The sequence below is a fragment of the Bradyrhizobium sp. genome, assembly GCF_035935975.1.
In the GTDB taxonomy this organism is placed as follows: Bacteria; Pseudomonadota; Alphaproteobacteria; order Rhizobiales; family Xanthobacteraceae; genus Bradyrhizobium.
Genome location: NZ_DASYWN010000026.1, coordinates 96,375 through 120,814, shown reverse-complemented (window position 1 = coordinate 120,814; position 24,440 = coordinate 96,375). Strand labels below are relative to the sequence as shown.

Below are 24,440 nucleotides of genomic sequence, written 5' to 3'. Positions count from 1 at the left end.
GGAAGCCAATCCTCCCCCGGAACACGGTCGTCGCGCTGCGCTCCGCATGGCTCCGCGCGCCGCCCTCAAACCACGCCAACCTCACTCAAGCCAATCGAATGCCCTTGACTCACAAATCCCCATATGAGGGTGGGCAAAGCGGAGCGTGCCCACGATCTGTCGCTATCATTGATGAATGTTGGGCGCGGCGCGATGCGCCTTTGCCCACCCTACGGCACCCGACTACGCCGCGATCAGATCATCATAGGCCGGATCGATCGCATCGTCCGCGACCAGCTCGTCGCAGAACAACCGCGCCTCTTCGCGCGCGGATTCGGTGGCGAAGCGGCGGAGCAGGACCATCAGCGGATCGGTGGCGCCGCGGTCGGTCTCGCAATGGGTGAGCACGCGCTCGACCATGCGCCGGCGCAGCCGCGCCGCACCGTCGTCGCTGTCGACAAAGCCCTGCTCGTGGCAGGCATCGAGCGCGACCTGGAAGGCCGCGAACGTCGCCTCGGGCAAGCCGGCACGGCGGAGCAGCGCATGCAGGCTGTTGCCGCCGCGGTCGTGCAGCAGCGCGGAGACGCGCGCCAGCGGAAGATCTGCAAGCTCGGCAAGCGCGGCGTCGAACAGATCGAGATTGCTCGACAGCAGCGCACGCAGGATCAGGCCGGCGGTGAGCTGGCCGGTGACGCGGAGATGATGCACCAGACCCAGCATGTCGTCGTCGCGCGAGCGCGCAGCGATGTTGATGGTGGAGCGATCGCGTGCCTCGATCGTGACGCGCTCGGCGCGGTCGGCACTCAGCCAATTTCGCGCCACGACGAATTGCGCGAGCGTCTCGGAGAGTTTTGCCACCAGCGCAGCGCGCGTTGCGGCCGGCAGATCATCCAGCACCAGCATCGCCTCGCGGATCGCGGCGAGATGGCCGTGGCGCTCGACGATGCGATTCCAGGAGAACGGCGCGAGCTCGGCATGCGGATTTTCGATCAACTCCAGCGCCGAAGCCGCGCAGCCGACCTCCGCGATCGCGGCGCAGACCGACACCGGCAGCGCGATGCGGCGCGCCACCGCGCATTGCACCTCGTCATTGCCGGTCGCGACGATGTCGACGAGATCGGCATCGATCAGTAGCGGAGAATGTTCGAGCACGGGCAGCGCCACGGTCGGCTGGTCCGCCGACAGCGCCCGCACGATCGACGCCGGCGCATCGGTGCTGCGCGCGAACGCCTCGGCCATCGCCTGCCGCACCAGCGGCGAGGGATCGTCGAGCAGCATCAGCAGCGCGCCTTCCGCGGCGACGCGGTCGTCATGGGAAAGGTCTGAGATCAGCCAGGCCCGGGCCAACGCCCGTGTTGCCTCGGCCCGCTCGCCGGCGGGCGCCGTCCTGATCCAATTGATGAACTGCCGAACGATCATGCTGCTTCCGGCTTACGCAACCTAACGAAGGGGGTGACGGCTCGTCACCTGCAACACAAAATAAACCACGACGCTTAACAAAGCGTTCACCATAACTGGCTGGTTTTATTGATGATTTGTTAATGGAACCAAGGCGACCGAGCAGCGCGTGCGACAGCGATTAGCTCGAGAACGTACCGCTGCGATCGCTGAAGAGATCGAGCGGCTGCGGCGCACGCACATCGGGCATGGCCGATGCGACCGAGGCGTTGTTGCCCCACAATTTCTGCACCGTGGTCGAGACCGGCTGCGTGGTGTCGCCGGGCTGATAGATCGAGCGGAATGCGGGCGTGACCGGCGCATCGTCTGCAACGGTCGTTGACGATGTCGCACCCACCGGCGTCACGCCATTGGTGTTGGGGAAGGTCTGGAGATAAGCGGCGTTGTCGATGACAGGCGCGGTCGGCTGCATGCCGTTGGCGCTCGCGACCTGCGTGGTCGAGGGCAAGTCGCCATACATCGCCATCGCGCTGCGGGTCAGCTTCGAATTCGCCGCGATGGCGTAACGCGCGTCCAGCACCGAATAGACTTCGGAGACGCTGCGGGCGCGGCCGTCATTGGCGTAGAAGATCGGGCGATTGGCGGAGGCCGCATTGGGAAACAGCCGTGCGCCGACGGCTTGCGGATTGTCCTCGGCATTGGCGATCAGTTTCGCGGCGCCAGCGACGCCCATGAAATGCGCCATGTAGAGCTCGCTGTCGGAAGGCCTGCGGCCGAGCAGCCCGGTCAGCTTGAAACTGTTCGACTGCGTCAGCGCCGCCGCCATGGTGGATGCGGCTTCCGGATCGTCGCGCAGCTTCATGATCGACTGCTTCATCACGGGATCATCGACGGTGTAACCGCCGGACGAGGTCCTGGTGATGGCGTCGGAATAATTGCCATAGCCGAGCTGGGTGCCGGCCTCCTTCACCGTCCCGAGCCAGGTCTGGTCGATGAACTGATAGAGGCCGTGCGCGGACGACGTGGTGGCGCCCGCAGTCGGATCGAAATCCGACTCCATCTTGGCGGTGGTCAGCATGTACTGGAAGCTGATGCCGGTCCGGCTGGAGACCTGCTTGATCGCACCGGCGACGCGTGCCCGCGACGGATCGAGACCCGCCGTCTGAGAGGCACTGGAATTGTCGACCGACATGCTGAAGTGCCCGCCCCGCGCGGCATTGAGCGGCGCCGGCAATTCGGCGCCCTGTCGTCTCACCGTGGGACAGGTATGGTTAATGCGGGGTTAATTCGGGCCTCATCGCCATTCCGGGGCGCGCGAAGCGCGAACCCGGAATCTCGAGATTCCGGGTCGGCTCCTCGAGCCGCCCGGAATGACGAAGGTCATTTCTTGTAGACCGCCTCCGGATCGAACAGCCGGTCCGCATCGACGAACACGAGCTTGGCACCGCTGCCCTCGGCTTCGACCTTGCGATAGAAGCACGACCGGCGGCCGGTATGGCAGGCGGCCCCGATCTGCTCAACGCGAAGCCAGACTGCGTCCTGGTCGCAATCGGTGCGGATCTCGACCACGCGCTGGGTCTGACCCGAGGTCTCACCTTTTCGCCACAAGGCATTGCGCGAACGGCTGAAGTACCAGGCCTCGCCGGTCGCAATCGTCTTGCGCAACGCCTCGTCGTTCATGTGCGCGACCATCAGCACGTCGCCGGTGGCGACGTCGGTCGCGACGGCCGTCACGAGGCCGCTCGCATCGAACTTCGGGAGGAAGGCCAAGCCTTCCTCGATCTCATGGGAGTGAGCGGACACGAGCGTTCTCGCTAGGGCACAACCCTGAAAAGTGTGCAGCGGTTTTCCGCAAAGGTCATGCTCAAACTACAAGCCTTCGCGAGGTCAGCGCTGCAGCCCTCGCACCAGGGACAGGAAACGGGCCTGCTCCGCCGGATTGTCGCGGAACATGCCGGTGAAGCGGCTGGTGAAGGTGGAGGCACCATGCTTGGCGACGCCGCGCACCGACATGCAGGTATGCTCGGCCTCGATCAGCACGGCGACGCCGCGCGGCTTGAGGATCTCGTCGATCGCCGCCGCGATCTGCGCCGTCAGATGCTCCTGGGTCTGGAGCCGGCGCGCGAAGATGTCGGTCAGGCGCGCGAGCTTGGACAGGCCGACGACGCGCTCGACCGGCGTATAGGCGATGTGCGCCTTGCCGTAGAACGGCATCATGTGATGCTCGCACTGCGAGGTGAACTCGATGTCGCGCACCAAGACGAAGTCGTCATAGCCGGCGGTCTCGCCGAAGGTGCGGTCGAGCACCTCGGCCGGGCACTGGTGGTAGCCCTGATAGAGCTCGTCGAAAGCCTCGACCACGCGGCGCGGCGTGTCGAGGAGGCCCTCGCGATTGGTGTTCTCGCCGATATAGGCGAGCAGCGTCTTCACCGCCGCTTCCGCCTCGGCACGCGCAGGGCGCGGCTGGTCGGCGCGGACGGCGGCCGCGAGGAATTCGGCGGGATCGAGCTCGGCCGGGCGGCTCTCGGGCTGCTTATTGGGGCGGATCGGCTTGATGGTCGCGTCCATGTCTACTCCGTTCGACGGCCTTGCGGCCGGAGTGTCACCGGCAGACGGGGCGGCAAGCCGCCGGACGCCTGAAGAGAACAGTTTTGGCGAAAAGGTCCTTCGGTCACAACATCAGTAGCGCAGATCTGGACCGCAGCCGACGCACCGCTGGACTGTTTTTCCGCCAGTTCCGACCCTATATAGGACCCTGGACGGCGCCCGCCAAGGCCGATCCGATGCGGAAGTCCCGGACTCCATCACATGCTGAACGACATCTATAACAAGCGGATCATCGAACTGGCCGGGAATATTCCGCGGCTCGGACGGTTATCGGACGCCGATGCCACCGCAACCGCCCACTCCAAATTGTGCGGCTCGACCGTCAAGGTCGATCTCAAGATGAGCGGCGACACCGTCACCGACTTCGCCCATGACGTGAAGGCCTGTGCGCTGGGCCAGGCTTCTTCATCCATCATGGCAAGTCACGTCGTCGGCTCGACTGCGAGCGAACTCCGCGAGTTACGCGAGACCGTTCGCAAGATGCTGAAAGAGAATGGCGCGCCTCCCGAAGGCAAGTGGGAGGAAATCAAATTCCTCGAGCCGGTCCGCGACTACAAGGCGCGGCATGCTTCGACGCTGCTGACCTTCGATGCCGTGGTCGACGCCATCGGCCAGATCGAAGCCAAAGCCAAGCAGCCGGCTGCGGCGCAGGACTGACCCCGAGCATCCTACCGGGTGATGCTCAGCATCCACCCGGAATCACCATCATAGATTTTCGGTTACTTCTGCGAGGCCGCGAGTTGCGCCGCGCCAGTCGGCAGAGCGGCCTCGGCCGTCTTGGTCGACTTGGCAGGTTGCTCCGGTTCGGTGCCGAACCTTGCCTGCGTCTTCGCTGCAAGCTCCGCCATCGCGGGCGCTGCGACGTCCACATGCGGCAGCACCTCGGCCACCAGATCCGTCGTCACCAGATTGGTGAGCTTCAGCTCGCCTGCGTCCAGCTCGTGCAGGTCTTCCCATGGCGGCACGCTGAGCGCGAGCGAGAGCAGATCGCCGGCACCGCCCATGTCGAAGGTGTATTTGGCGAGACGGCCGATATCGCGCTCCACGATCATCAGGTCCTGCGCGCTATAGCTCGCCGCCTTGGCATCGTCGGCGCGGTCGCCCATCCAGATCTGGTGCACCCGGACATGGGCCGCTTCCGGCACGTAGCGCTTCTTGCCGGCCAGCAGCAGGAACACGCACATGGATTCGCAATAGGCCTCGGGCCCGACCGCCGGACGGGCCGACTGGCCGCCGCGGTTCTGGAGGCTGATGCCGACCGTGGTCAGAACTCCGAGACCGCGGAAACGCCGGCCGAGGGTGATCGCGTCGTTGACGGAACCGCCGCTGGAGTCCAGCACCACGGTTGTCCCGCCGAGCTGGCGTCCCTGGGCGAAGTCCTCGAAATCCTTGGGCGTATCGGAGGTGATGATGCCGACCGCGCTGACCCAGCCGCGGCAGTTGGGCTCGCAGGCAACCCAGCTGAACTTCATCGGCAGCTTGCGCTCTTCGAGCGAACCACCGGCCCGGGCCGACGACCCAAAGGTCGCGACGGCGCCCGCCAGCACGACTCCCAAAGCAGCGGTTCCCACCAGCAACCAGCCGCGACGATTGAGCGACTTCACAAGTTTCAAACTGGTCCCTTCCCCAAGCCCCAAGGCGATTCAGGCAAGCCCCGTTTTGCGTCCAACAAGTCTACACATGGACGTCACAAAAATGGTATCCGGGGGAATACAGATCGTCCATAGGTACTTGCTGCACTGCTCCCAAAAAGCATGCAAAATATGGCGCGCAAACAACAGCTTGTTGTTCCCTGCGCCGGAACCGCGCAACACGTCGCTCAACCTCGCAGCAAGACGCACATGAAGCATTCAGCCTGCGAGCATTGTTCCACCCCGGTCGAGAGCGCGCTCCGCCTGCCGCGCAGATTCGGCCGCGCGCTGATCTGGCTCTACCGCCACACGCTCTCGCCGCTGGTTGGTTACAACTGCCGTCACCTTCCGACCTGCTCCGTCTATGGCGATGAAGCGATCGAGCGGTTCGGACTCTGGGCCGGCGGCTGGATGACGCTGGCGCGGCTGCTGCGCTGCAATCCGTTCGGCACATCAGGCATCGACAACGTTCCCCTCGCCGCGCCGCAAGGCGCGCACTGGTATCTGCCTTGGCGCTACGGCCGCTGGCGCGGCGTCAACGCGCCCTGAGCACGCTATGCATGCTGCGGTGCTTTACGCATCGCTGCTCTGAGCGGAACCGAAAGTTCCCGTTCGCGTTGTTGTGATGCTCCCACGGGAGGAAACAACAATGCGCTGGAAAATCAGCCCTCATTTTCACTTCAGGCTTGGTTCAAATCATCCCAGGGGTCATCACCACGATCCCAGAACCATGGATCTTCTCGCGATCATCGCACTGCTTGCGCTCGTGCTAGGCTCCGGCTGGTACCTTGCGTCGAGCCTCGCCACGCCTCAGAGCTCGACGGCGTTCATCGTGCCCAGCCAGAGCGTGCACTGGTAGCTCAGAGGTCCAGCACCAGCCGCTCCGAGTCCGATCCCGCAACACACACCATGAGATAGCGTTCACGCTCGTAGGGCGACAGAATGCGATCGCGGTGGACGGGCTTGCCCTCGATCCAGCCGACCTTGCAGGCGCCGCAGATGCCGCCGCAGCAGGAGGTCGCGATGTCGATGCCTCCTTCCTGCAAGGCGGCCAGCATGGTCTGGCCTGCACGGACCTGGATTTCGGTCCCCGTGCGCGCCAGCGACAGCGTGAACGGTTTTGCGTCGGGATCGATGACCGGCGGCGGCGCGACGAAGCGCTCGACATGGACATTCGCCGCGGGCCAGGCGGCGGTTACCTGCTCGAAATCGTCGATCATGCTTTCCGGCCCGCAGCAGGAGACCATCGTTTGCGGCCCCGCCTCCCCGACCAGTGACGCAAGATCCGGGCGCCCCCTCTGCGACGTACGATGCACCACTACGCGGTCCGCATCGATCAGCGGCGCGAGATGTGCGGCGAACGGAATCTCCTCGCGTACGATCAGATGCAGCGCGAAATCGACGTCGTCCGTCTGCATGAGGTGGCGCGCCATCGACAGGAACGGCGTCACGCCGATGCCGCCCGCGACGAACACGTGGCGTGCGATCTCCGGGCCGGTCTCCAATCCGCCGCGCGGCAGCGAGACGCCGATGATGTCGCCAATCCGGATGTCATCGTGCAGTGCGCGCGAACCGCCGCGTCCCTCCGCCTCGCGCTTCACCGCGATGAAGTAGCGCGCATTGTCGGCAGGCTCGTTACACAGCGAATAGGTGCGGACGAGCCCGTTCGGCAGATGCAGGTCGATATGCGCGCCGGGCTTGAACGGCGGCAGCTCCCAACGATCGGGGTCGGCCAGCGTGAACAGCTTGATCCCTGCCCCGGCGTCCTCGATGCCAGTGACGACCGTCTTGACCGTCGTGATCGGGCGCGCCTTCATGCTGCGTTCCGCACGGTATCGCCGACCTTTACGATGCCGCCTTGCAGGATTTTGCAATTGAGGCCCGAGCGGTTGATCAGGGGATCGAAGATCGCCTTGCCGGTGATCTCCTCGATGTGCCGGCACGGCACCGACAGCCGCGTCGCCTCCAGCAAGGTCTCGCCCAGCCAGAAGCGGCGGCCGACCAGATGGTTCAACGGCACGCCCTCGACCGTGACGTTGCGCCGGTGTTCCTCCGGTCCGAGCGCGATGCCGGCGTCGCGCTTGAGCGCGACCAGCGTCTCGAGCTCGAACAGGGTGACCTGCCGGCCTTCTTCCGGCTTGTGCGAGTAGAAGCCCTCTTCGTTGCCGATCATGTAGCGATCGCCGTCGATGCCCCGGCCGGCGACAAGGTTGATCTGTTCCGCTGCGCGCATCGGCAGGAACGCGCGCGGGGTGACATGAAGGAAGCGCACCACGCCGGTCCAGCCGAGCTGTGCGTTCTGCGCCGGGCCGGCGCTGATGGTATCGAGCATGACAATTCCCCCAGGGGGTGAGCGATGGCGCGCCGCCGGCAGCGGCGCGCCGCGGGATCAGGTCAGTTCCTTGTTCGCCATCTCCGGCGCGAATTTGGTCGCGGTCGCGGTGATGACGGCGCAGGCGATCAGCAGCAGCGAAACCGGCCAGGTGGCACCGCCGCTCCAGGCCATCAGAGAGGCCGCGATCAACGGCGTCAACCCGCCGCTGATGGCCGCCCCGACCTGAAACCCGAGCGAGGCACCGCTGTAGCGCAGCCGCGCCGAGAACAGCTCCGAGTACCAGGGCGCACCGATGCCGAACATGACCATCTGGCCGAAGGTGATCGCGACCACGATGGTGCCGATGACGATGGCGGGATCGCGGGTGTCGAGCAGCCAGAACAGGGGGAAAGCAAACAGCGCCGAGAACACGCAGCTGGCATAGAACATGGTCTTGCGGCCGACGAGGTCGGACAGCCAGCCGAACAAGGGAATGGCGAGCAGCGCGACCAGCGATGCGGCGAACGCGCCGTTCAGGACCACCGCGCGCGGCAGCCCCAGATTGGCCGTGGCGTAGGACATCACGAACACGCCGCCGATGCTGGCATAGGCGATCTCGGAGATCTTCAGACCAACCGCGGTGAAGAACGGCCTGCGGTGATGCCTGAAGATCTCGACCAGCGGCATGCTTGCGACCTCCTTCTTGGCCTGGACCTGGCGGAAGGCCGCGGTCTCTTCCATGTTGAGGCGGATGTAGAGACCGACGCCGACCAGAAGGATCGAGACCAGGAAGGGAATGCGCCAGCCGTACGTCATGAAGTCGCTTTCCGGCAGGCTCGCCACCAGCGCGAACATGCCGATCGCGGCGAGATTGCCGATGGGATTGCCGACCTGCACCATGCTGCCGAGCAGGCCGCGGCGATGCGTCGGGCAATTCTCGACCACCATCAGCACGGCCCCGCCCCATTCGCCGCCGAGGCCGATGCCCTGGAGAAACCGCAGGCCGATCAGGAGCAGCGGCGCGGCGATGCCGATCTGCTGGTAGGTCGGCAGCAGGCCGATCAGGAAGGTGCCGATCCCCATCACCATGATGGTGATCGCGAGCATCGCCTTGCGGCCGACGCGGTCGCCGTAATGGCCGAAGATCGCCGCGCCCAGCGGCCGTGCCAGGAAGCCGACGGCGTAGGTGCCGAAGGCGGCGATGGTGGCGAGCGTGGGATTGCCTGCGGCGAAGAAGACCTTGTTGAACACCAGCGCGGTCGCTGTGCCGTAGATGAGGAAGTCGTACCATTCGACCGCGGTGCCGATCACGCTCGACCACACGATCCGTCGCAAGCTCGCCGCCTCGTCCGGCGCTACGTTCAGGGTTACGTCGTCTGCTACGGTCATCGATCTCTCCAGAAAGGTACCGGCACCAGGGGAAGCAGTTGATTTGTCCGCGGAGCCCATCGGCAGCCGCGACGGTAAAATCGATCATGTTTACTATTGGAAATCAACGCCACGGGACGCGGCAACTGCCGCCGATCGCGGCAGAGAGCATAAAATGCACTATTATTCGGCTATTTTGCGCGATATACCAGCAAATCTGCTCACTTTATCTGCGGCCTTGCACGAAATTTCCGCTCGATAGTTTTCCTTTGGAATACACGCCGGCGCACGCGAAATGAGCAGCGCCCTTGCCGGGCTGGCGGTTCGGCCGCATCTGTTGCAAAAGGAGCCTCAGCAGTTCGGGAGACTCATGCGTGCTTGACGTCAGCAAAGCGACAGCGGTCGGGGCCAATATCCGCCAGGCGCGGATTGCCAAGGGCCTGACGCTGGACCAGCTTGCGAAGCAGAGCGATCTCACGCGCGGCTACATCTCGCTGGTCGAGCGCAACCTGAAGATCCCCTCGCTCGCCGCGCTGCTGCGGATGGCCGCTGCGCTCGAGGTCAATGTCGCGAACTTCTTCGACCCGAACGCCGAGCCGGCGCCGCGCTACACCTTGTTCCGCCGTGAGGACGGCAACGTCCCGCTGTTCCAGGATACGTTCGGCGTGGTTCCGCTGGTGACGGGCCGCACCCGCAAGATGATGGAGCCGTTCCTGCTGAGCCCGCCGCACAAGTCCGCGACGCGCGCCTCGCATGCGGGCGAGGAACTGCTGTTCGTCATCAACGGCAAGATCGCCATCAAGCTCGACGGCGAGGAGCTGACGCTCGGCAAGGGCGACTGCCTGTATTTTTCAGGAGAGACGCCGCACGAGGTCAGGAGTCTCGGCCGGCAGAAGGCCGAAGTGCTGGTCGTCGTGGCCCAGAGCCCGACGTAACGTCAGAGGTCGCGGGAGACCCTAGCGGAACCAGAAGAAGCGTCCGGGCGGCGGCGGGACCGGCTCGGGCGGACGCGGCCGCTTCGGACGCGGCGGCCTCGGCGACGGCTCGTCCGACGAGATCGTCTCTGCCGCCGGTAGGATCTCGCTGCCCGGCACCTTCACCGACAACAGCAGGTTCGATTCATGCATGCGCCAGCGATAGCCGACGCCGAAATCGATCGGCGGCGCGCGTGTGAACAGTTCGGCATAGCGCTCCTGATAGCGGCCGGGGAATTCGTCGATCGGTCCGAGATAGCGGCCGAACGGGAAGAACCGCCACTGCCGCGCATTGTAATTGGCGAGCGGAATGCCTGAATCATCCTGGATGATGGTCGCGCTGTTGGCCAACAGCCAGTCGCGGGTGGCCGCGAAGTCGCCCTTGTGCAGCAGGTAGGATGCGCTCTTGAGCAGGCTGTTGCCCGGCCCGAGCGTCTCGCAGAATCTCAGGAACCCCGTGTTGCGCGCGCCGGCATTGGAGAGGTCGGTCGAGAAATAATACAGCGTGCGCGCCTCGCCGTCGCTGCCGGCAAACGTAATGCGGACGCCGCGCGTGGCGTTCCGTCCGGGATTGTCGTTGCCGGTGTGCATCCCACCCCTGGCGTCGAGCGCGATCATCTCGACGTTGCGGATGGTCTTGCCGGAGCGCGCCAGGAAGACATAGAGGATCGGCAAGGTGCCGTTGACCTGGTTGGCGTGCAGGTCGACCTTCATCTGCTTTGTGATGAAGAAGGAGAAGCTCAGGATCGAGCCGAGCGAGCGCTCGACATTGTAGACCGCAGCGCCGACCGCCCCGCGCGGCAACCTCGACAGATCAGCCACGGCGCCGACCGGCTCCAGCGCGCCAAGCACATAGGTGCTGGCCTTGGAATAGAAGGCGTTGGCGTAGAGGAAGTCCGGGCCGCTGAACATGTAGAACATGGTCGGCCGGGGCGCAGCGAGGTTGACGTCGGACCAGGCGCGGATCTTCGAAAGCTGCCGCTGCTCGAGCTGGGCGAAGGCGCCGTCGAAGAACTTGGCGTGATGCTGCCAGCCCGGGTCCCGGGTCAACGGCACCAACGGCGAGTCCGCCGAGGGCTGCATGCCGGCGAGGAAGCGCGCGGTGTCGTCGAAGGTGACGTCGGCGGCACGCACGGACGAGACGGCCGCAGCCAACAGGGACACAGCAACGGCCGCAATTCTGAGGGCTCGAAACATGTCTATTCGCGATCGTGTGACGTGCCAGCGGCAACCGGCCGCCTGCGGAAAATAGCATAAATCAGCAGGCCCGAGAGCATGACGAGCAATCCTGCGAGGGAATGCACCGGTCGCTCGGTCAAAAGGTAGTACATCATGAACCCGGTCACGAGCAGGAAAACCAGCGGCGTGAAAGGGTATCCCCAGGCGCGAAACGGCCGCGGCAGGTCGGGATCGGTGATGCGCAGCTTGATGACGCCGGCAACCGTGAAGAACGAACAGAACAGCAGCGAGAACTGGATGAATTCGAGCACCGCCTCGAAGCTGCGGGTGAACAGCAGCAGGGTCGCGACGGCGAGCTGAAACAGGATGGCATAGGCCGGAGCGCCGCTTGCCGATCGCGTCGAGAACACGCGCAAGACCGGGATATCCTCCCCCATCGTCATCATCACGCGCGGGCCAATCCACATCATCGCGCTGATCGAGGAGATCAGGCCGAAGCAGATCATCGCACCGACGATGCGGCCACCGAAATTGCCGAAGATGGCGGTGCCGGCGACGCTGGCGACGTCGAGCTGGCCGGCGAGCGCGCTGATCGGCGTGGAATAGAGAAACACCGCGTTCAGCGCGACGTAGAGGATGAGCACGATCAGCGTGCCCGCGAGCAGCGCTCGGGGCAGATCCCGCTGCGGCATGTTCATCTCGCCGATGATGTAGGTCGCGGCGTTCCAGCCCGAGAACGAGTACATCACGAAGACGAGCCCGATCGCGAACGGCGCGCTGACGATATGGGCGAGATCGCCCGGCTGCGGCGTGAAGGCGATCGGCTGCGGCACGCCGATGACGAAGCCCGCGACCAGGAAGCCGACGATCAGCACGACCTTGAGGATGGTCGAGATCAGTTGGAAGGTCGAAGAATGCCTGACGCCGGTCAGTTGCACGATCGAGACCAGCCAGACCACGCCGATGGCAAGCGGGATCGGCGGCAGATCGGGCACGACCGATTTGGCGTACTCACCGAACGCCATGGCCGCGAGCGCGACCGGTGCGGCAAAGCCAACCGTCGCCGAGACCCAGCCCGCGAGAAACCCGAAGGCCGGATGATAGGCGCGGCTAAGGAAATTGTATTCGCCGCTCGAGCGCGGAAACATCGCCCCGAGCTCGCTGTAGGAGACCGCCCCGCACAGCGCGACGATGCCACCGACGGTCCACAGCAGCAGGATCGAGAAGCCGGACGGGATGTCCTTGACCTGGAAGCCGAGGCTGGTGAAGACGCCGACCCCGATCATGTCGGCGACGACGATGGCGGTTGCCACCAGAACGGAGACCCCCGGCCCGCTTCCGGTCAGCCGGCCAGTCGAGGACGCAGTACCCGCATCTGATGCCGTCATCGGGGTCCTTTTCAGCCGCCACGCTACGTGCGGGAACCATTGTGCAGTTGGCCCAGTCAATTCAAGCAGGGTTAACAAGGGTTAAATGAGGCGGTCAAAACAGGTATTTTAGCACCTTTTATGCACGCTCCCGGGCAATAAACCAGCGGAAACACCGGAGAATCACGTTTTCCTCCCCCACAATCACGACACGATTGCATGGTCCTTTTGAGCGTTCCGGATGTGGGGAAGTTTCTCCGGACACTTAACGTCGCCTAAACGCCAGTCGGCTCAATTGTCTAGAGATTGCCGGTGGGCGTGACTTTGGGGTCATGGGTGGATGGTCGGGGCCGTTCCGAAATCGAGAGCTGATGGTCGTGCGGACCGGACATCGTCCGGTCTGTACGGTCGCGTGCTCCGGATCGGCCTGATCTCAGCCTTGGTGCCGCTGTCGCTGACGCTGGTTCAATGCGGCAGGGCGCCCAATCCGGCGGCGCTCGCGGCGAACTCGCAGGCCAACGTCCAGGTTGTCGCCAAGACCAATCCCAAGGCCACCAGTCAGCAGGTTGCGAGCGGCGACACGTTCGAGGACCGCTTCCCCGCGCCGCAGTTCACGGAGCGCTTCCCGTCGGCGAGCGAGAGTTTTCTGCAACGGCAGATGTCGGACTTCTCGCCCAAGCGCGCCGTGCAGCAACAGCCGGAGCAGGCGCCCTACAAGGTCGCCTCGCTCACGCCGCAAGTCCCCTACCAGCGTCCGGCACGCGACGATCTGACGACGCTCGTCAGCATGAAGTCGTCGGCCTTCCCCTATTTCGGCAACAACCCCGCCTCCGACGCGCCCTTCCTCAACATCTCCAAGGGCGACCGCCGCGGCCATCGCAGCTATTCGGGCCGCGTCTATTGGCAGGACGAGACCTACAGTGACAGCCGTGTTCTGGTGCACGTCCCCGAGCATTTCGACGTGCGCAAGCCGGGCGTGATCGTGGTGTTCTTTCACGGCAATGGCGCGACGCTGGAGCGCGACGTGCGCGACCGCCAACTGGTGCCGCAGCAGATCACCGATTCCGGCGCCAATGCCATCCTGCTCGCCCCGCAGATGGCGGTCGATGCCGCCGATTCCAGCGCCGGAAAGTTCTGGCAGGCGGGCGGCCTGAAGCGCTTCATGGAGGAATCGGCGAACCACCTCGCCCGCCTCACCGGCGATCCCAACAGCGCGCGCGCCTTTGCCAACATGCCGATCGTGATCGTCGGCTATAGCGGCGGCTTCCTGCCGACGGCGTGGAGCCTCGAGGTCGGCGGCATCAGCGACCGCGTCCGCGGCGTCGTGCTGCTCGACGCCATCTATGGCGAGATGGACAAGTTCGCGTCCTGGATCGAGAGCCACCGCTCCGGCTTCTTCGTCAGCTCCTACACCCGTTACACCGCCAGGCGCGACCGCGAGCTGATCAGCATGCTCAGGCAGAAGGGCATCAGCGTCTCCGAGGGCATGGACGGCCCCTTGCGTCCCGGCAGCGTGGTGTTCGTCGAGACCGGCGAGGGCATCACCCATCGCGACTACGTCAACCGCGCGTGGACGCAATATCCGCTGAAGGACGTGCTGGTGAAGATGTCGGCAACGCCCGCGATGGCGCTGACGCGCGTGGCGGCGACCAGTTCCTCCGCATCGGGCCGATAGCCGCAATATTGCGCGCCCCGGCATTTCGGCGCGCTGCCTGCAATTGTCTCAGGCCTTGATCAAATTGTGATGTTGATGGCCGAGATCCCCGGAAGCCACCGGATTGTTTCCGCCGGCAACACACATAATTTGGCGGCCGAATTGCTTTTGGAATTCTGCGGGGACAGGCCGTGCGTCAGGGACTGTACAAGGTCGACTTCCACACGGTTCACGGAACCGGGTGCGGCGTGGTCTATGTGACGGATGGCAAGATGCGCGGCGGCAATTCCGCCTTTGCCTTCATCGGCACCTATACGGGTGAAGGCGACAGCATCAAGGTCAAGATCTCGACCCGGCGCTATAACGATGATCCGTCCTTCAAGGCACTGTTCGGCATCGACCGGATCACGCTGACGCTCAGCGGCCGGGAGGACGGCGACACGGCTGAATTCGAAGGCACCGCTCTGCAGGTGCCGGGCGTCGCCTTCAGGGCCGTGTTGAGCCGGATCAGCGACTAGCGCTGTCCGGTTCGAGCCATCAGGTCTTGGGTCGCTTCAGGTCTTGGGCGGTTTCAAGTCTTGGGCAGCTTCGGAATGCTCTCGGCAAAGCCGTTGAAGCAGGCCAGCCGCTCGTCCTCTTCCTTGATGAAACGGCAATCGGCGTAGCCCTTGGCCTTCGCCGGCTTCGGCTTCGGCGCCGGCGGGATGATGGCGTCGTAGCAATTGAGCCGGTCCTTGGTGCCGTCGTCGAGGTCGAGGCAGGCCTGGAGCCGCGCCGCGATCGATTGCGGCTTGCCCTTGGGCGCCGGAGTGGCCGCGGCGGCGGCCGCCTTGGTCCCCTTCGGCTTGACCTGCACCAGCGGCGCGTCCCCCACCATCGGCGGCTTGTCGGTCTGTGCAAACGCGGAAGCTGAATAGAGCACCGCGGCAACCGCCAGAATCATCCTCATTTCAGTCATCTCTCTTTGGTCCCTATGCCCGGCCTTCTAGCGCTCTGACGCGCCGTTTGCCAAGCACCTTGCGCACACGAAAATGCGGGATTCAGGCCGTGGCGGCAGCCGGCCGCGGCCTGGTCAGGACCACCAGGATCAGCGCGACCACGACGAAGCCAATCGCCGCGAAGCCGAGCGTATGCAGGAGCTCGCGGGCGAACAGCAGTCCACCGATGGCGGAGCCGACGGCCTGGCCGATATAGAGGACCGACGTGTTGAGCGCGACGGTCGCCGACGCCAGCGGTGGCGCGGCCGCCACCAGCCGCACCTGCTGCATCGAATTGGTCGAGGCAAAGCCGAGGCCCCAGATCGCGACCGCGCCTGCCATCAATACGAGCGCGCCGGCACCGATCGCCCAGCCCGTGATGCCCGCAAGCAACAGGCAGGTGAACAGCAGCGAGGTGCGGTAAGGTCCCCAGGTGTCGACGATGCGCGTCGCAATGACGACGCCGAGGAAGCCGCAGACACCGTAGATGCCGAACACCAGGCCGATAGCATCGGGGCTCGCATCGGTGAGCTTCTTGAGCAGCGGGCCCATGAAGGTGAACACCACGAACTGCCCCGACATCTGCAGCATCGTGATCGCAAGCAGCAGCAAAATCGGCTTGCTGCGCCCGACCGCGCTCCAGGTCTTCAGGTCCACCGGCGTGCCCTTCAGGCCCGACGGCAGGCGCAGCAGCAACAACAGCAAGCTGATGCAGCCGAGTGCGCCGATCCCGCCATGGGCCGCGCGCCAGCCGTAGCGGCTGGCCAGGAATGTGATCAGCGGTAGCCCGACGGCGGCAGCGAGCGACCAGCCGAGAAAGATGTAGGCGATCGTACTGCCGCGTCGCTCGGCCGGCACGATCAGCGCCGCCGTGCCGGCGGCCTGAGGTGTGTAAAGCGCGCCGACCGCGAGCATCACGAGGCGAATGACGAGGAGGCTCGTGTAGTCGGGTGCGAAAGCGGAGGCGAGATTGCCTAAGGCGAGCCCCGCAAGCGTCGTCGCAAGCAGTATCCGCCGTTCGATCCGGCTGGTGAGCCAGGCCGTCAGCGGCGAGCCGATGCACAGCGTGATCGCGCCGAAGGTGATCAGGAGCCCGGCCGCATGGATGCTGATGCCGAGCCCCGCCGACAATTCCGGCAGCATGCCCGCCGGTGCCAGCACCGAGCAGCCGGTGACGAGATTGCCAAGCATCAGGGCGGTTGGCGCGAAACGGCCGGCGCGGGAGCTTTCCATGCAAATGCATGTAGAACGGGCCTGCGGCCAGTTAAAGGGCGTTGCGCGAATTAGTTGGTGCGAGGCCCCGACTTTTGCGCGCTGCTTTCTTGGAAATGCCGGATTGCACAGGCCGAATCGCCTGATATATCGCTCGTTCCCGCTTACCTGCGCTCGTTCGCAGGAGTGAGCCTCAGGAGAAAAGCAATGTCCGACCAGCCCAAATCCGAATCCGGCTTTCAATACAGCCTCAGCAATCTGAAGCCCGTGACCCCCGCCGCCAAGGTTACCCTCACCTTCCCCGACGGCGCCCAGCGCCAATATGACAAAAGCATTACCGGCCTCGAGATCGCCAAGGGCATCTCGCCGTCGCTGGCCAAGCGCACCGTTGCGATGGCGCTCGACGGCGTCGTCGCCGACCTCGACGATCCCATCGAAGACGATGCCAAGATCGAGCTGATCAACCGCGACGATCCGCGCGCGCTCGAATTGATCCGCCACGACTGCGCACACGTGCTCGCCGAAGCCGTGCAGACGCTGTGGCCGGGCACCCAGGTCACCATCGGTCCCGTGATCGAGAACGGCTTCTACTACGACTTCTTCCGCAACGAGCCGTTCACGCCGGAAGACTTTGCCGCGATCGAGAAGAAGATGCGCGAGATCATCGCGCGCGACAAACCCTTCACCAAGGAAGTCTGGGACCGCGAGAAGACCAAGCAGGTGTTCCGCGACAAGGGCGAGGCCTTCAAGGTCGAGCTGGTCGATGCCATTCCCGGCAACGAGCCGATCAAGATCTACTACCAGGGCGACTGGTTCGATCTCTGCCGCGGCCCCCACATGACCTCGACCGGCAAGGTCGGCAACGCCTTCAAGCTGATGAAGGTGGCCGGTGCCTATTGGCGCGGCGACAGCAACAACCCGATGCTGACCCGCATCTACGGCACGGCCTTCGCCAAGCAGGAGGACCTCGACGCCTACCTGAAGCAGATCGAGGAAGCCGAGAAGCGCGACCATCGCAAGCTCGGACGCGAGCTCGACCTCTTCCACTTCCAGGAGGAAGGTCCGGGCGTCGTGTTCTGGCACCCGAAGGGCTGGACCATCTTCCAGCAGCTGATCGCCTACATGCGCCGGCGCCTCGCCGGCGACTACAACGAGGTCAACGCGCCGCAGATCCTCGACAAGGTGCTGTGGGAGACCTCGGGCCATTGGGGCTGGTACCGCGAGAACATGTTCGCGGCGCAGTCGGCCGGCGACGAGGCCGAGGACAAGCGCTGGTTTGCGCTCAAGCCGATGAACTGCCCCGGCCACGTGCAGATCTTCAAGCACGGCCTGAAGAGCTATCGCGACCTGCCGCTGCGCCTCGCCGAGTTCGGCGTGGTGCATCGCTACGAGCCGTCGGGCGCCATGCACGGATTGATGCGCGTGCGCGGCTTCACCCAGGACGACGCGCACGTCTTCTGCATGGAGGACCAGCTCGCCGACGAATGCCTGAAGATCAACGATCTGATCCTGTCGACCTATGCCGATTTCGGCTTCACCGGCGATCTCACGGTGAAGCTCTCGACCCGGCCGGAGAAACGCGTCGGCACCGATGCGATGTGGGACCACGCCGAACGCGTGATGGCGACCGTGCTGAGCCAGATCCAGGCGCAGAACAACCACATCAAGACCGAGATCAATCCGGGCGAAGGCGCCTTCTACGGGCCGAAGTTCGAATATGTGCTGCGCGACGCCATCGGCCGCGACTGGCAGTGCGGCACCACGCAGGTCGACTTCAACCTGCCGGAACGGTTCGGTGCGTTCTACATCGACCATGACAGCGGCAAGAAGGCGCCGGTGATGGTCCACCGCGCGATCTGCGGCTCGATGGAGCGTTTCATCGGCATCCTGATCGAGCACTATGCCGGCAACTTCCCGCTCTGGCTCTCGCCGGTGCAGGTGGTGGTCACCACCATCACCTCGGAGGCCGACGAGTACGCCAAGCAGGTGCTGGAGCAGGTCCGCCGCGCCGGGCTTCGGGCCGAGATCGATCTTCGCAACGAGAAGATCAACTACAAGGTCCGCGAGCACTCGCTGGCCAAGATTCCGGCGCTGCTCGTGTGCGGCAAGAAGGAAGCCGAGACGCACTCGGTCTCCGTCCGCCGGCTCGGCAGCGAGGGCCAGAAGGTGATGTCGACGGCGGAGGCGATCGCCGCCCTCGTCGACGAGGCCACCCCGCCGGACGTCCGGCGGGCGCGCGACGCGGCCTGATCCCTGAAATCGATCTAAATTCGCTTCCGGTTGCGGGCGTGCATGCTTATCTGAGCCTGGCACGCCCGACGACCAGCCGAAGAGGATATCGCAGTGCCCGATGCCATCGAACTCCTGAAAACCCGCCGCTCGGTCAAGCCGCGCGAGATGACCGGGCCCGGCCCTTCGGCGGCCGAGCTCGAGACCATTCTCACCATCGGCGCGCGCGTGCCTGACCACGGCAAGCTCGCGCCCTGGCGCTTCATCATTTTCGAGGGTGACGCCCGCCAGCGCGCCGGCGAGGTCATCGCCAAGGTATTCGCCCGGAAGAATCCCGGCGCGCCGGCGGCCGACGTCGAGGTCGAGCGCAAGCGCCTGATGGATGCGCCGCTGGTGATCGGCATCGTCAGCTTCACCAGGCCGCATCCGAAGGTGCCGGCCTTCGAGCAGGAATTGTCGGCGGGCGCGAGCGCCATGAACATCGTCACGGCCGCGACCGCGCTCGGCTACGGCGCCTGCTGGCTGACCGGCTGGTTCTCGTTCGATCGCGACGTGCTGGACGGCCTCGGCCTCAAACCGGACGAGAAGCTCGCCGGCTTCATCCATATCGGCACGCCGACCAAGCCGAGCGAGGATCGTCCGCGACCGTTCCTTTCGGAAATCGTGACGCGATTTTAATCGAAGTCCTGTTGACGCTTCCGACGTCTTGCGGCTTTGATCCCGGCAAGGGAGGAAGCCCGGATGAAGCGTCGTGAATTTCTGGTCGGAGCCGCGCTGCTGGCCGGCTCGATGGCGCAAGGCCGCGCCGCCGCCAACATCCCCGCCCCCTCGCCCGAGGGCCTCGACCGCATCACCGACTATTTCAACAACGAGGTGACGAGCGGCCGGCTGCCGGGCGCGGTGATCCTGGTGCAGCAGCACGGCAAGCCGGTCTACTTCAAGAATTTCGGCGTGCGCGACACCAGGACGGGCCTTGCGATGACGCCCGACACGATCTTCGCCATCCACTCGATGACCAAGCCGATCACGTGCCTTGGCGCGATGATGCTGATCGACGAAGGCAAGCTCGCGCTGACCGATCCCGTGTCGAAATACGTCCCGCTGTTTGCCGACACCAAGGTCGGCGTCGAGCCGGACGGCTCATCGACGCTCACACTCGAAGCGCCGGTCCGCCCCGTCAACATCGAGGATCTGCTGCGACAGACCTCGGGCATCAGCTACGATTATATCGGCGCGCCCTGGGTGATGAAGGTCTACGAGGCCGCCAATATCTTCGACGGCCCGTTCAACAACAGGCAATTCGCCGACCGCATCGCCAGGCTGCCGCTGACGCGCCAGCCCGGGACACTGTGGCGCTACGGCCATTCCACCGACGTGCTCGGCGCCGTCATGGAGATCATCTCGGGCCAGACGCTGTACCAGTTCCTCAAGCAGCGCATCCTCGATCCGCTCGGTATGACCAGCACCAAATTCGTGCTGACGACCGAGGAGGAGCGCACGCGCATGGCGCGGCCGCTGCCGAACGACCCGGTCCTGCTCGCCGGCGAGCGCGACCGCCTCGCCCATCCCGAATGGGAGTCCGGCGGCGGCGGCCTGCTCTCGACCATCACCGACTATCAGACCTTCTCGCAGATGCTGCTCAACGGCGGCGAATTCGGCGGCAAGCGTTACCTGAGCCCCGCGGCCTTCAAGGCGATGACGACCGATCACATCGGCCCCGGCTCCGGCGTTGCGCGCGACTATTTCTATTTCCCCGGCGACGGTTTTGGCTATGGCTACGGCATCGGCGTGCGCACCGATCCCGGCAACGCAAAGCCGCCGCCGGCGGGCTCGATCGGCGAATTGAAATGGGACTCAGGCAGCGGCACCTATTTCGGCGTCGATCCCAAGCTCGACATGGTCTACCTGATGATGCAGCAGACCCAGAACGAGCGCAGCCGCATCACGCCCGCGTTCAAGGAGCTGGTCTACGGCTGCTACCCGCCCGAACTACGCCGCCCGTGAGGCGCGCTGGCCGAATTCGGCAAGCAGCTTTGCGATCTCGGCGGCAGGCCGCGCCGCGCTGAACAGAAAACCCTGCACCTCGTTGCAGCCCTCGGCGCGAAGCCAGTCGAGCTGATCCTCGGTCTCGACGCCTTCCGCGGTCGTGGTGATGTTGAGGCTGCGGCCAAGGCCGGAGATCGCCCGCACGATCGCGCCGCAATCAGGTCGCTGCGCCAGATCCTTCACGAAGGAACGATCGATCTTGATCTTGTCGAACGGAAAGCTGCGGAGATAGCTCAGGCTGGAATAGCCGGTGCCGAAATCATCCATGGAGATGCCGACGCCGAGCTCGCGCAATTGATGCAGGATCGCGAGATTGGCATCGGTCTCGGCGAGGAAGATCGATTCGGTGATCTCGAGCTCGAGCCGCTTCGGCGACAGGCCCGACTGCGCCAGCGCGGAGATCACGACCTGAACCAGGTTGCGGCTGCGGAATTGCGCCGGCGACAGATTGACCGCGACCTTGACGTCGGAGGGCCACTTCACTGCTTCGGCACAGGCCTCGCGCAGCACCCACTCGCCGAGCTGCGAGATCAGGCCGATGTCTTCGGCGACCGGAATGAACTCCGCCGGCGAGATCATGCCCTTGTCGGGGTGACGCCAGCGCAGCAGCGATTCGAAGCCGGAGATGCGGTCGGAGGCGATCGACACCAGCGGCTGGTAGTGCAGCTCGAACTCGCCATTGGCAAAGGCGCGGCGCAAATCGAGCTCCATGTCGCGGCGCTTCTGCGCCTGCAGGTCCATCTCGCGCTCGAAGAAATGATGCACGCCGCCGCCGTCGGACTTGGCCCGGTACAGCGCCATGTCGGCGTTGCGCATCAGTTCTTCCGAGGTCACGCCATCTCCCGGCGACAGCGCAATGCCGATGCTGGCGCCGATCACCATCTCCTGGCCGTCGATGTCGTAGGGTGCTTTGAGCATGTCGATCAGCAAGGTCGCGCAGGCGCTGGCCTCGTTCGGCGAGACGTCGGCAGCGAGGATCACTGCGAACTCGTCGCCGCCGAGCCGGGCTGCGAGATTGGCGCCGCGGACGGCCGTGGTGAGACGTTCGGCAACTTCCTTCAGGAGGCGGTCGCCCGACGGATGCCCGAAGGAATCGTTGATGTTCTTGAACAGATCGAGATCGATATAGAGCACGCCGACCCGCTTGCCGGCGGCCTGGTCGAGCGCCTGCTTGAGGCGATCCTGGAAATATTCGCGGTTCGGCAGGTCGGTGAGCCCGTCGTGATGCGCCATATGGGCGATCCGCGCCTCGGCCTTGCGCCGCTCGGTGATGTCGGCGACCGCAACCAGATAGCCGTCGCGATCGTTGAAGGTGACGCGGCGGCCGAAGGTGAGCACCTCGATCTCGCTGCCGTCGGCGCGCAGATGCCGCCAGTTGCGCGAGGAGTGGTAGGTGTCGCCGACGCGTTCGAGCGCCTTGGCGTGGCTGTCCCACTCGTCCTCTGGCCAGATCTCGTGCAGCTTCATGCGCAGGAACACGGCGCGGCTATAGCCGTAATGCTGGATCGCGGCGTCGTTGACGCTGAGGAAATCCTTGGTCTCGGCGTCGAACACCCACATCGGCATCGGGTTGTTGTCGAACAGCAGGCGGAACGAGGCATCGCGCCGCTTCATCGCGGTGACATCGGAGATGGCCAGCGAGATGACGTCGGCGAAGGCCGTCGCGCTCATCCGCAGGTATCGGCCACCGCTCTCGATCTCGAGCTGCTCGCCGCGGCCGCCCGACACCGCCTTCACCAGGAATGCCATGACCTCGGAGGCAGCCAGCAGCGTGGTCCCCTCGCCGATCTGGCGCCACAACAGCTCTCCGCTCGCGACATTCAGCAGCAGCTCGGCGCTCTTGTTGTGATGCACGACCTGGAAATCGGAGGGTTGGCCGCCCGCATCGCGCAACGTCGCCAGCGAGATCACGGCGTCGTCGGTCGCGGAGAAAATCGCATCCAGCAGGTTGTATTGCGCGCCGCGCTCGTTGACATAGGCGCCGACCAGCGTGGCACCCCAGCGCGAGGCGGTCGGCAGTGCCAGCACGTCATAGGTCCGGACCATGCCGTCGCGCACGCAATGCGCGCTCGCCTGGTGCGGCCGTCCGTTGTTCAGCGCGTTCGCCACCGCTTCCGACAGGGCCGTGGCGCAATCCGGCGGCAGCTGCGCGACCGGAATGTCCCAGCGCTCCTCGCCGAGCCATTTCTGCACATAGCGTCCGCTGCGCGACAGCTCGAGCGTGCCGTCGTTCTTGAGCAGCGCGATGTGGTCGGCGAGCCTGCCGAGGCTCCCGAGCATCACGTCCTCATAGCGCGGCAGCCGTTCACCCGGCTTCAACGCTGCGCGCCATTTGCGCTGAAGCACCGGGATGTCGTCAAACATTTCGGTGGCCGGTTTTCCCGGCATCTTCTTCGCGGCAGTCATCGTAGTCCCCAACGCACTTTCCCCGCGCATCCAATGCAGCCGCGCTTAATGCCGTGTAAAAAGGACGCAGGTCGAGGTTCCATTCGGCGTATATGACAGTTTTAAGTCAGGTGTTGGTTAGTGGGCGTTAGAGACTATGACGGTTGCTTAAAATGCGATGCGTGTCTCGGCGCGCGAGATCGAAGTGTCGACGCATCGCTGCATCGACGCACTCTCTCTCGTGTCCCGGACGCGCTGCTGCGCTCTTGCGCTGCTGCGCAGAGCCGGGACCCAGGAGGCCGCGGAATTCGCTGATGCATGGGCCCCGGCTCTGCAGCGCACCGCTGAAGGAGCGCTGCGCTGCGTCCGGGGCACGAGAGCGGAGTTTGGCGCAAAATCGTAGGATGGGTAGAGCGAAGCGAAACCCATCGATGCTTTCTTCACACTGAAAGGTGATGGGTTTCGCTGCGCTCTACCCATCCTACGGCCGCAGACACACCTTCGCATCCTCGCGGCTTGTTTCGCCCGAGCTTTGCTTCTGCACTTCGCCCTCCAATGAAAGAGGGCGCAGGGAAGGCCGGGAGCCGGCTGGCTCCCGTTGACCGCCATGCGAGAAGCAGATTGCGCTACCGTGCACAGCGGGGAAACAGGGCAGTCGGGGCATCCCGGCCTTCCCTGCGCGATGGTTGGAACGGCTTATGTCGTGCGCTCCCCGGGGAGCGATGCACTATTGCCCCCGTCGCCTTGCCGATGACTGATGCGCGGGCCCGGTTGGGCCGCACGCATCACCGCAAGGCTTGACGCACAGACCCCGGGCGTCAGGACCACACGATTTTGCCGTACGCGAACCGCACCTGTCGTTGGCGCGAGGTCTTCGCTCACGGTTGCCCGCCCTGCGAAACTTGTCGCGCCGATGTGATCCGCGTCCACCGCCGCCCGGCCCGCGTGTCGTGACGATCGCGATACGCCCCTCTTCCTTGGGCCGGGTTGCGGCGATGGATACGCCGTTTCCGAATTTCGGTAAAGTAGAATATTTTCGAGACCACGGCTTGACCGACCGCTTGGGTGTTTTGCCCGACGGGCAACGCAAGGTCTCGTAGCCCGGATGAGCGAAGCGACA

Annotated in this window: 22 protein-coding genes; 9 read left to right on the top strand and 13 right to left on the bottom strand. The window is 64.8% G+C overall.

Annotated features, from left to right (window positions below; translation table 11 throughout):
* Positions 1 to 222 precede the first annotated feature (222 nt).
* From VGR99_RS14690 to folE, 4 genes are all read right to left on the bottom strand, one after another.
* Positions 223 to 1,398 carry a DUF2336 domain-containing protein gene (locus VGR99_RS14690; RefSeq protein WP_326899170.1) on the bottom strand — a complete coding sequence of 392 codons (1,176 nt, stop codon included), beginning with the start codon at positions 1,396 to 1,398 and terminating at the stop codon, positions 223 to 225.
* 160 nt (positions 1,399 to 1,558) lie between these two features.
* On the bottom strand, positions 1,559 to 2,611 hold the full coding sequence (locus tag VGR99_RS14685) for a lytic transglycosylase domain-containing protein (protein ID WP_326899175.1): 1,053 nt from the start codon (positions 2,609 to 2,611) through the stop codon (positions 1,559 to 1,561).
* Positions 2,612 to 2,757: 146 nt separating this feature from the next.
* A complete protein-coding gene (gene hisI / locus VGR99_RS14680) occupies positions 2,758 to 3,180 on the bottom strand; it encodes a phosphoribosyl-AMP cyclohydrolase (RefSeq protein WP_326899169.1) in 423 nt (140 codons plus the stop codon).
* An 84-nt stretch (positions 3,181 to 3,264) separates the two neighbouring features.
* The gene (gene folE, locus VGR99_RS14675; RefSeq protein WP_326899168.1) at positions 3,265 to 3,945 is read right to left on the bottom strand and encodes a GTP cyclohydrolase I FolE; all 681 of its coding nucleotides are present in this window, start codon (positions 3,943 to 3,945) and stop codon (positions 3,265 to 3,267) included.
* 240 nt (positions 3,946 to 4,185) lie between these two features.
* Between folE and VGR99_RS14670 the strand changes: the two genes are divergently transcribed.
* Positions 4,186 to 4,641: an iron-sulfur cluster assembly scaffold protein gene (locus VGR99_RS14670; RefSeq protein ID WP_326899166.1), complete on the top strand. Its 456-nt coding sequence runs from the start codon at positions 4,186 to 4,188 to the stop codon at positions 4,639 to 4,641.
* A 62-nt stretch (positions 4,642 to 4,703) separates the two neighbouring features.
* Here the strand turns inward: VGR99_RS14670 and VGR99_RS14665 are convergent, their stop codons facing one another.
* Positions 4,704 to 5,597 (bottom strand): hypothetical protein, encoded by an 894-nt coding sequence (locus VGR99_RS14665; RefSeq protein WP_326899164.1) that lies wholly within the window; start codon positions 5,595 to 5,597, stop codon positions 4,704 to 4,706.
* Positions 5,598 to 5,825: 228 nt separating this feature from the next.
* Here VGR99_RS14665 and yidD point away from each other — a divergent pair, with 228 nt between their 5' ends.
* A complete protein-coding gene (gene yidD, locus VGR99_RS14660; RefSeq protein ID WP_326899162.1) occupies positions 5,826 to 6,164 on the top strand; it encodes a membrane protein insertion efficiency factor YidD in 339 nt (112 codons plus the stop codon).
* Positions 6,165 to 6,264: 100 nt separating this feature from the next.
* Positions 6,265 to 6,474: a hypothetical protein gene (locus tag VGR99_RS14655; RefSeq protein WP_326899161.1), complete on the top strand. Its 210-nt coding sequence runs from the start codon at positions 6,265 to 6,267 to the stop codon at positions 6,472 to 6,474.
* 1 nt (position 6,475) lies between these two features.
* On the opposite strand, the gene VGR99_RS14650 is transcribed toward VGR99_RS14655, so the two are convergent.
* The 3 genes from VGR99_RS14650 to VGR99_RS14640 are packed head-to-tail and all read right to left on the bottom strand — an operon-like array spanning position 6,476 to position 9,318.
* A complete protein-coding gene (locus tag VGR99_RS14650) occupies positions 6,476 to 7,432 on the bottom strand; it encodes a PDR/VanB family oxidoreductase (RefSeq protein ID WP_326899160.1) in 957 nt (318 codons plus the stop codon).
* Positions 7,429 to 7,947, bottom strand: coding sequence for an MOSC domain-containing protein (locus tag VGR99_RS14645; protein WP_326899159.1), 519 nt, complete (start codon positions 7,945 to 7,947; stop codon positions 7,429 to 7,431). Before VGR99_RS14645 ends, VGR99_RS14650 begins: the two co-directional genes overlap by 4 nt.
* A gap of 57 nt (positions 7,948 to 8,004) precedes the next feature.
* Positions 8,005 to 9,318, bottom strand: coding sequence for an MFS transporter (locus VGR99_RS14640; RefSeq protein WP_326899158.1), 1,314 nt, complete (start codon positions 9,316 to 9,318; stop codon positions 8,005 to 8,007).
* Positions 9,319 to 9,671: 353 nt separating this feature from the next.
* On the opposite strand from VGR99_RS14640, the gene VGR99_RS14635 reads away from it, so the two are divergent.
* Positions 9,672 to 10,232: a helix-turn-helix domain-containing protein gene (locus VGR99_RS14635; protein WP_326899157.1), complete on the top strand. Its 561-nt coding sequence runs from the start codon at positions 9,672 to 9,674 to the stop codon at positions 10,230 to 10,232.
* A 21-nt stretch (positions 10,233 to 10,253) separates the two neighbouring features.
* On the opposite strand, the gene VGR99_RS14630 is transcribed toward VGR99_RS14635, so the two are convergent.
* Positions 10,254 to 11,468 (bottom strand): hypothetical protein, encoded by a 1,215-nt coding sequence (locus VGR99_RS14630; RefSeq protein ID WP_326899156.1) that lies wholly within the window; start codon positions 11,466 to 11,468, stop codon positions 10,254 to 10,256.
* A gap of 2 nt (positions 11,469 to 11,470) precedes the next feature.
* On the bottom strand, positions 11,471 to 12,838 hold the full coding sequence (locus tag VGR99_RS14625; RefSeq protein WP_326899155.1) for an APC family permease: 1,368 nt from the start codon (positions 12,836 to 12,838) through the stop codon (positions 11,471 to 11,473).
* A gap of 319 nt (positions 12,839 to 13,157) precedes the next feature.
* Here VGR99_RS14625 and VGR99_RS14620 point away from each other — a divergent pair, with 319 nt between their 5' ends.
* Both VGR99_RS14620 and VGR99_RS14615 read left to right on the top strand, forming a co-directional pair.
* Positions 13,158 to 14,492, top strand: a complete 1,335-nt coding sequence (locus VGR99_RS14620) for an alpha/beta hydrolase (protein ID WP_326899154.1) — start codon at positions 13,158 to 13,160, stop codon at positions 14,490 to 14,492.
* 170 nt (positions 14,493 to 14,662) lie between these two features.
* Complete coding sequence (locus VGR99_RS14615) at positions 14,663 to 14,989, top strand: GrlR family regulatory protein (protein ID WP_326899153.1); 327 nt, start codon at positions 14,663 to 14,665, stop codon at positions 14,987 to 14,989.
* A gap of 53 nt (positions 14,990 to 15,042) precedes the next feature.
* Here the strand turns inward: VGR99_RS14615 and VGR99_RS14610 are convergent, their stop codons facing one another.
* A complete protein-coding gene (locus VGR99_RS14610; protein WP_326899152.1) occupies positions 15,043 to 15,420 on the bottom strand; it encodes a hypothetical protein in 378 nt (125 codons plus the stop codon).
* Between the two features lie 91 nt (positions 15,421 to 15,511).
* Complete coding sequence (locus tag VGR99_RS14605; RefSeq protein WP_326899151.1) at positions 15,512 to 16,681, bottom strand: MFS transporter; 1,170 nt, start codon at positions 16,679 to 16,681, stop codon at positions 15,512 to 15,514.
* A 186-nt stretch (positions 16,682 to 16,867) separates the two neighbouring features.
* On the opposite strand from VGR99_RS14605, the gene thrS reads away from it, so the two are divergent.
* The 3 genes from thrS to VGR99_RS14590 all read left to right on the top strand — a co-directional run bounded on the left by thrS (position 16,868) and on the right by VGR99_RS14590 (position 20,893).
* Positions 16,868 to 18,910, top strand: a complete 2,043-nt coding sequence (gene thrS / locus VGR99_RS14600; protein ID WP_326899150.1) for a threonine--tRNA ligase — start codon at positions 16,868 to 16,870, stop codon at positions 18,908 to 18,910.
* Between the two features lie 93 nt (positions 18,911 to 19,003).
* Positions 19,004 to 19,567, top strand: a complete 564-nt coding sequence (locus VGR99_RS14595; RefSeq protein WP_326899149.1) for a nitroreductase — start codon at positions 19,004 to 19,006, stop codon at positions 19,565 to 19,567.
* A gap of 63 nt (positions 19,568 to 19,630) precedes the next feature.
* Positions 19,631 to 20,893, top strand: a complete 1,263-nt coding sequence (locus VGR99_RS14590; protein WP_326899148.1) for a serine hydrolase domain-containing protein — start codon at positions 19,631 to 19,633, stop codon at positions 20,891 to 20,893.
* On the opposite strand, the gene VGR99_RS14585 is transcribed toward VGR99_RS14590, so the two are convergent.
* Positions 20,879 to 23,341 (bottom strand): putative bifunctional diguanylate cyclase/phosphodiesterase, encoded by a 2,463-nt coding sequence (locus tag VGR99_RS14585; RefSeq protein ID WP_326899147.1) that lies wholly within the window; start codon positions 23,339 to 23,341, stop codon positions 20,879 to 20,881. The two genes, VGR99_RS14590 and VGR99_RS14585, sit on opposite strands and share 15 nt — an antisense overlap.
* Positions 23,342 to 24,440: the final 1,099 nt, after the last annotated feature.

Bases quoted from the DNA above. Each gene is read 5' to 3' on its own strand.
- VGR99_RS14690 (WP_326899170.1), bottom strand. From the start codon at position 1,398: ATGATCGTTCGGCAGTTCATCAATTGGATCAGGACGGCGCCCGCCGGC.
- folE (WP_326899168.1), bottom strand. From the start codon at position 3,945: ATGGACGCGACCATCAAGCCGATCCGCCCCAATAAGCAGCCCGAGAGC.
- VGR99_RS14670 (WP_326899166.1), top strand. From the start codon at position 4,186: ATGCTGAACGACATCTATAACAAGCGGATCATCGAACTGGCCGGGAAT.
- yidD (WP_326899162.1), top strand. From the start codon at position 5,826: ATGAAGCATTCAGCCTGCGAGCATTGTTCCACCCCGGTCGAGAGCGCG.
- VGR99_RS14655 (WP_326899161.1), top strand. From the start codon at position 6,265: ATGCGCTGGAAAATCAGCCCTCATTTTCACTTCAGGCTTGGTTCAAAT.
- VGR99_RS14650 (WP_326899160.1), bottom strand. From the start codon at position 7,432: ATGAAGGCGCGCCCGATCACGACGGTCAAGACGGTCGTCACTGGCATC.
- VGR99_RS14645 (WP_326899159.1), bottom strand. From the start codon at position 7,947: ATGCTCGATACCATCAGCGCCGGCCCGGCGCAGAACGCACAGCTCGGC.
- VGR99_RS14640 (WP_326899158.1), bottom strand. From the start codon at position 9,318: ATGACCGTAGCAGACGACGTAACCCTGAACGTAGCGCCGGACGAGGCG.
- VGR99_RS14630 (WP_326899156.1), bottom strand. From the start codon at position 11,468: ATGTTTCGAGCCCTCAGAATTGCGGCCGTTGCTGTGTCCCTGTTGGCT.
- VGR99_RS14625 (WP_326899155.1), bottom strand. From the start codon at position 12,838: ATGACGGCATCAGATGCGGGTACTGCGTCCTCGACTGGCCGGCTGACC.
- VGR99_RS14620 (WP_326899154.1), top strand. From the start codon at position 13,158: ATGGTCGGGGCCGTTCCGAAATCGAGAGCTGATGGTCGTGCGGACCGG.
- VGR99_RS14610 (WP_326899152.1), bottom strand. From the start codon at position 15,420: ATGAGGATGATTCTGGCGGTTGCCGCGGTGCTCTATTCAGCTTCCGCG.
- VGR99_RS14605 (WP_326899151.1), bottom strand. From the start codon at position 16,681: ATGGAAAGCTCCCGCGCCGGCCGTTTCGCGCCAACCGCCCTGATGCTT.
- thrS (WP_326899150.1), top strand. From the start codon at position 16,868: ATGTCCGACCAGCCCAAATCCGAATCCGGCTTTCAATACAGCCTCAGC.
- VGR99_RS14590 (WP_326899148.1), top strand. From the start codon at position 19,631: ATGAAGCGTCGTGAATTTCTGGTCGGAGCCGCGCTGCTGGCCGGCTCG.
- VGR99_RS14585 (WP_326899147.1), bottom strand. From the start codon at position 23,341: ATGACTGCCGCGAAGAAGATGCCGGGAAAACCGGCCACCGAAATGTTT.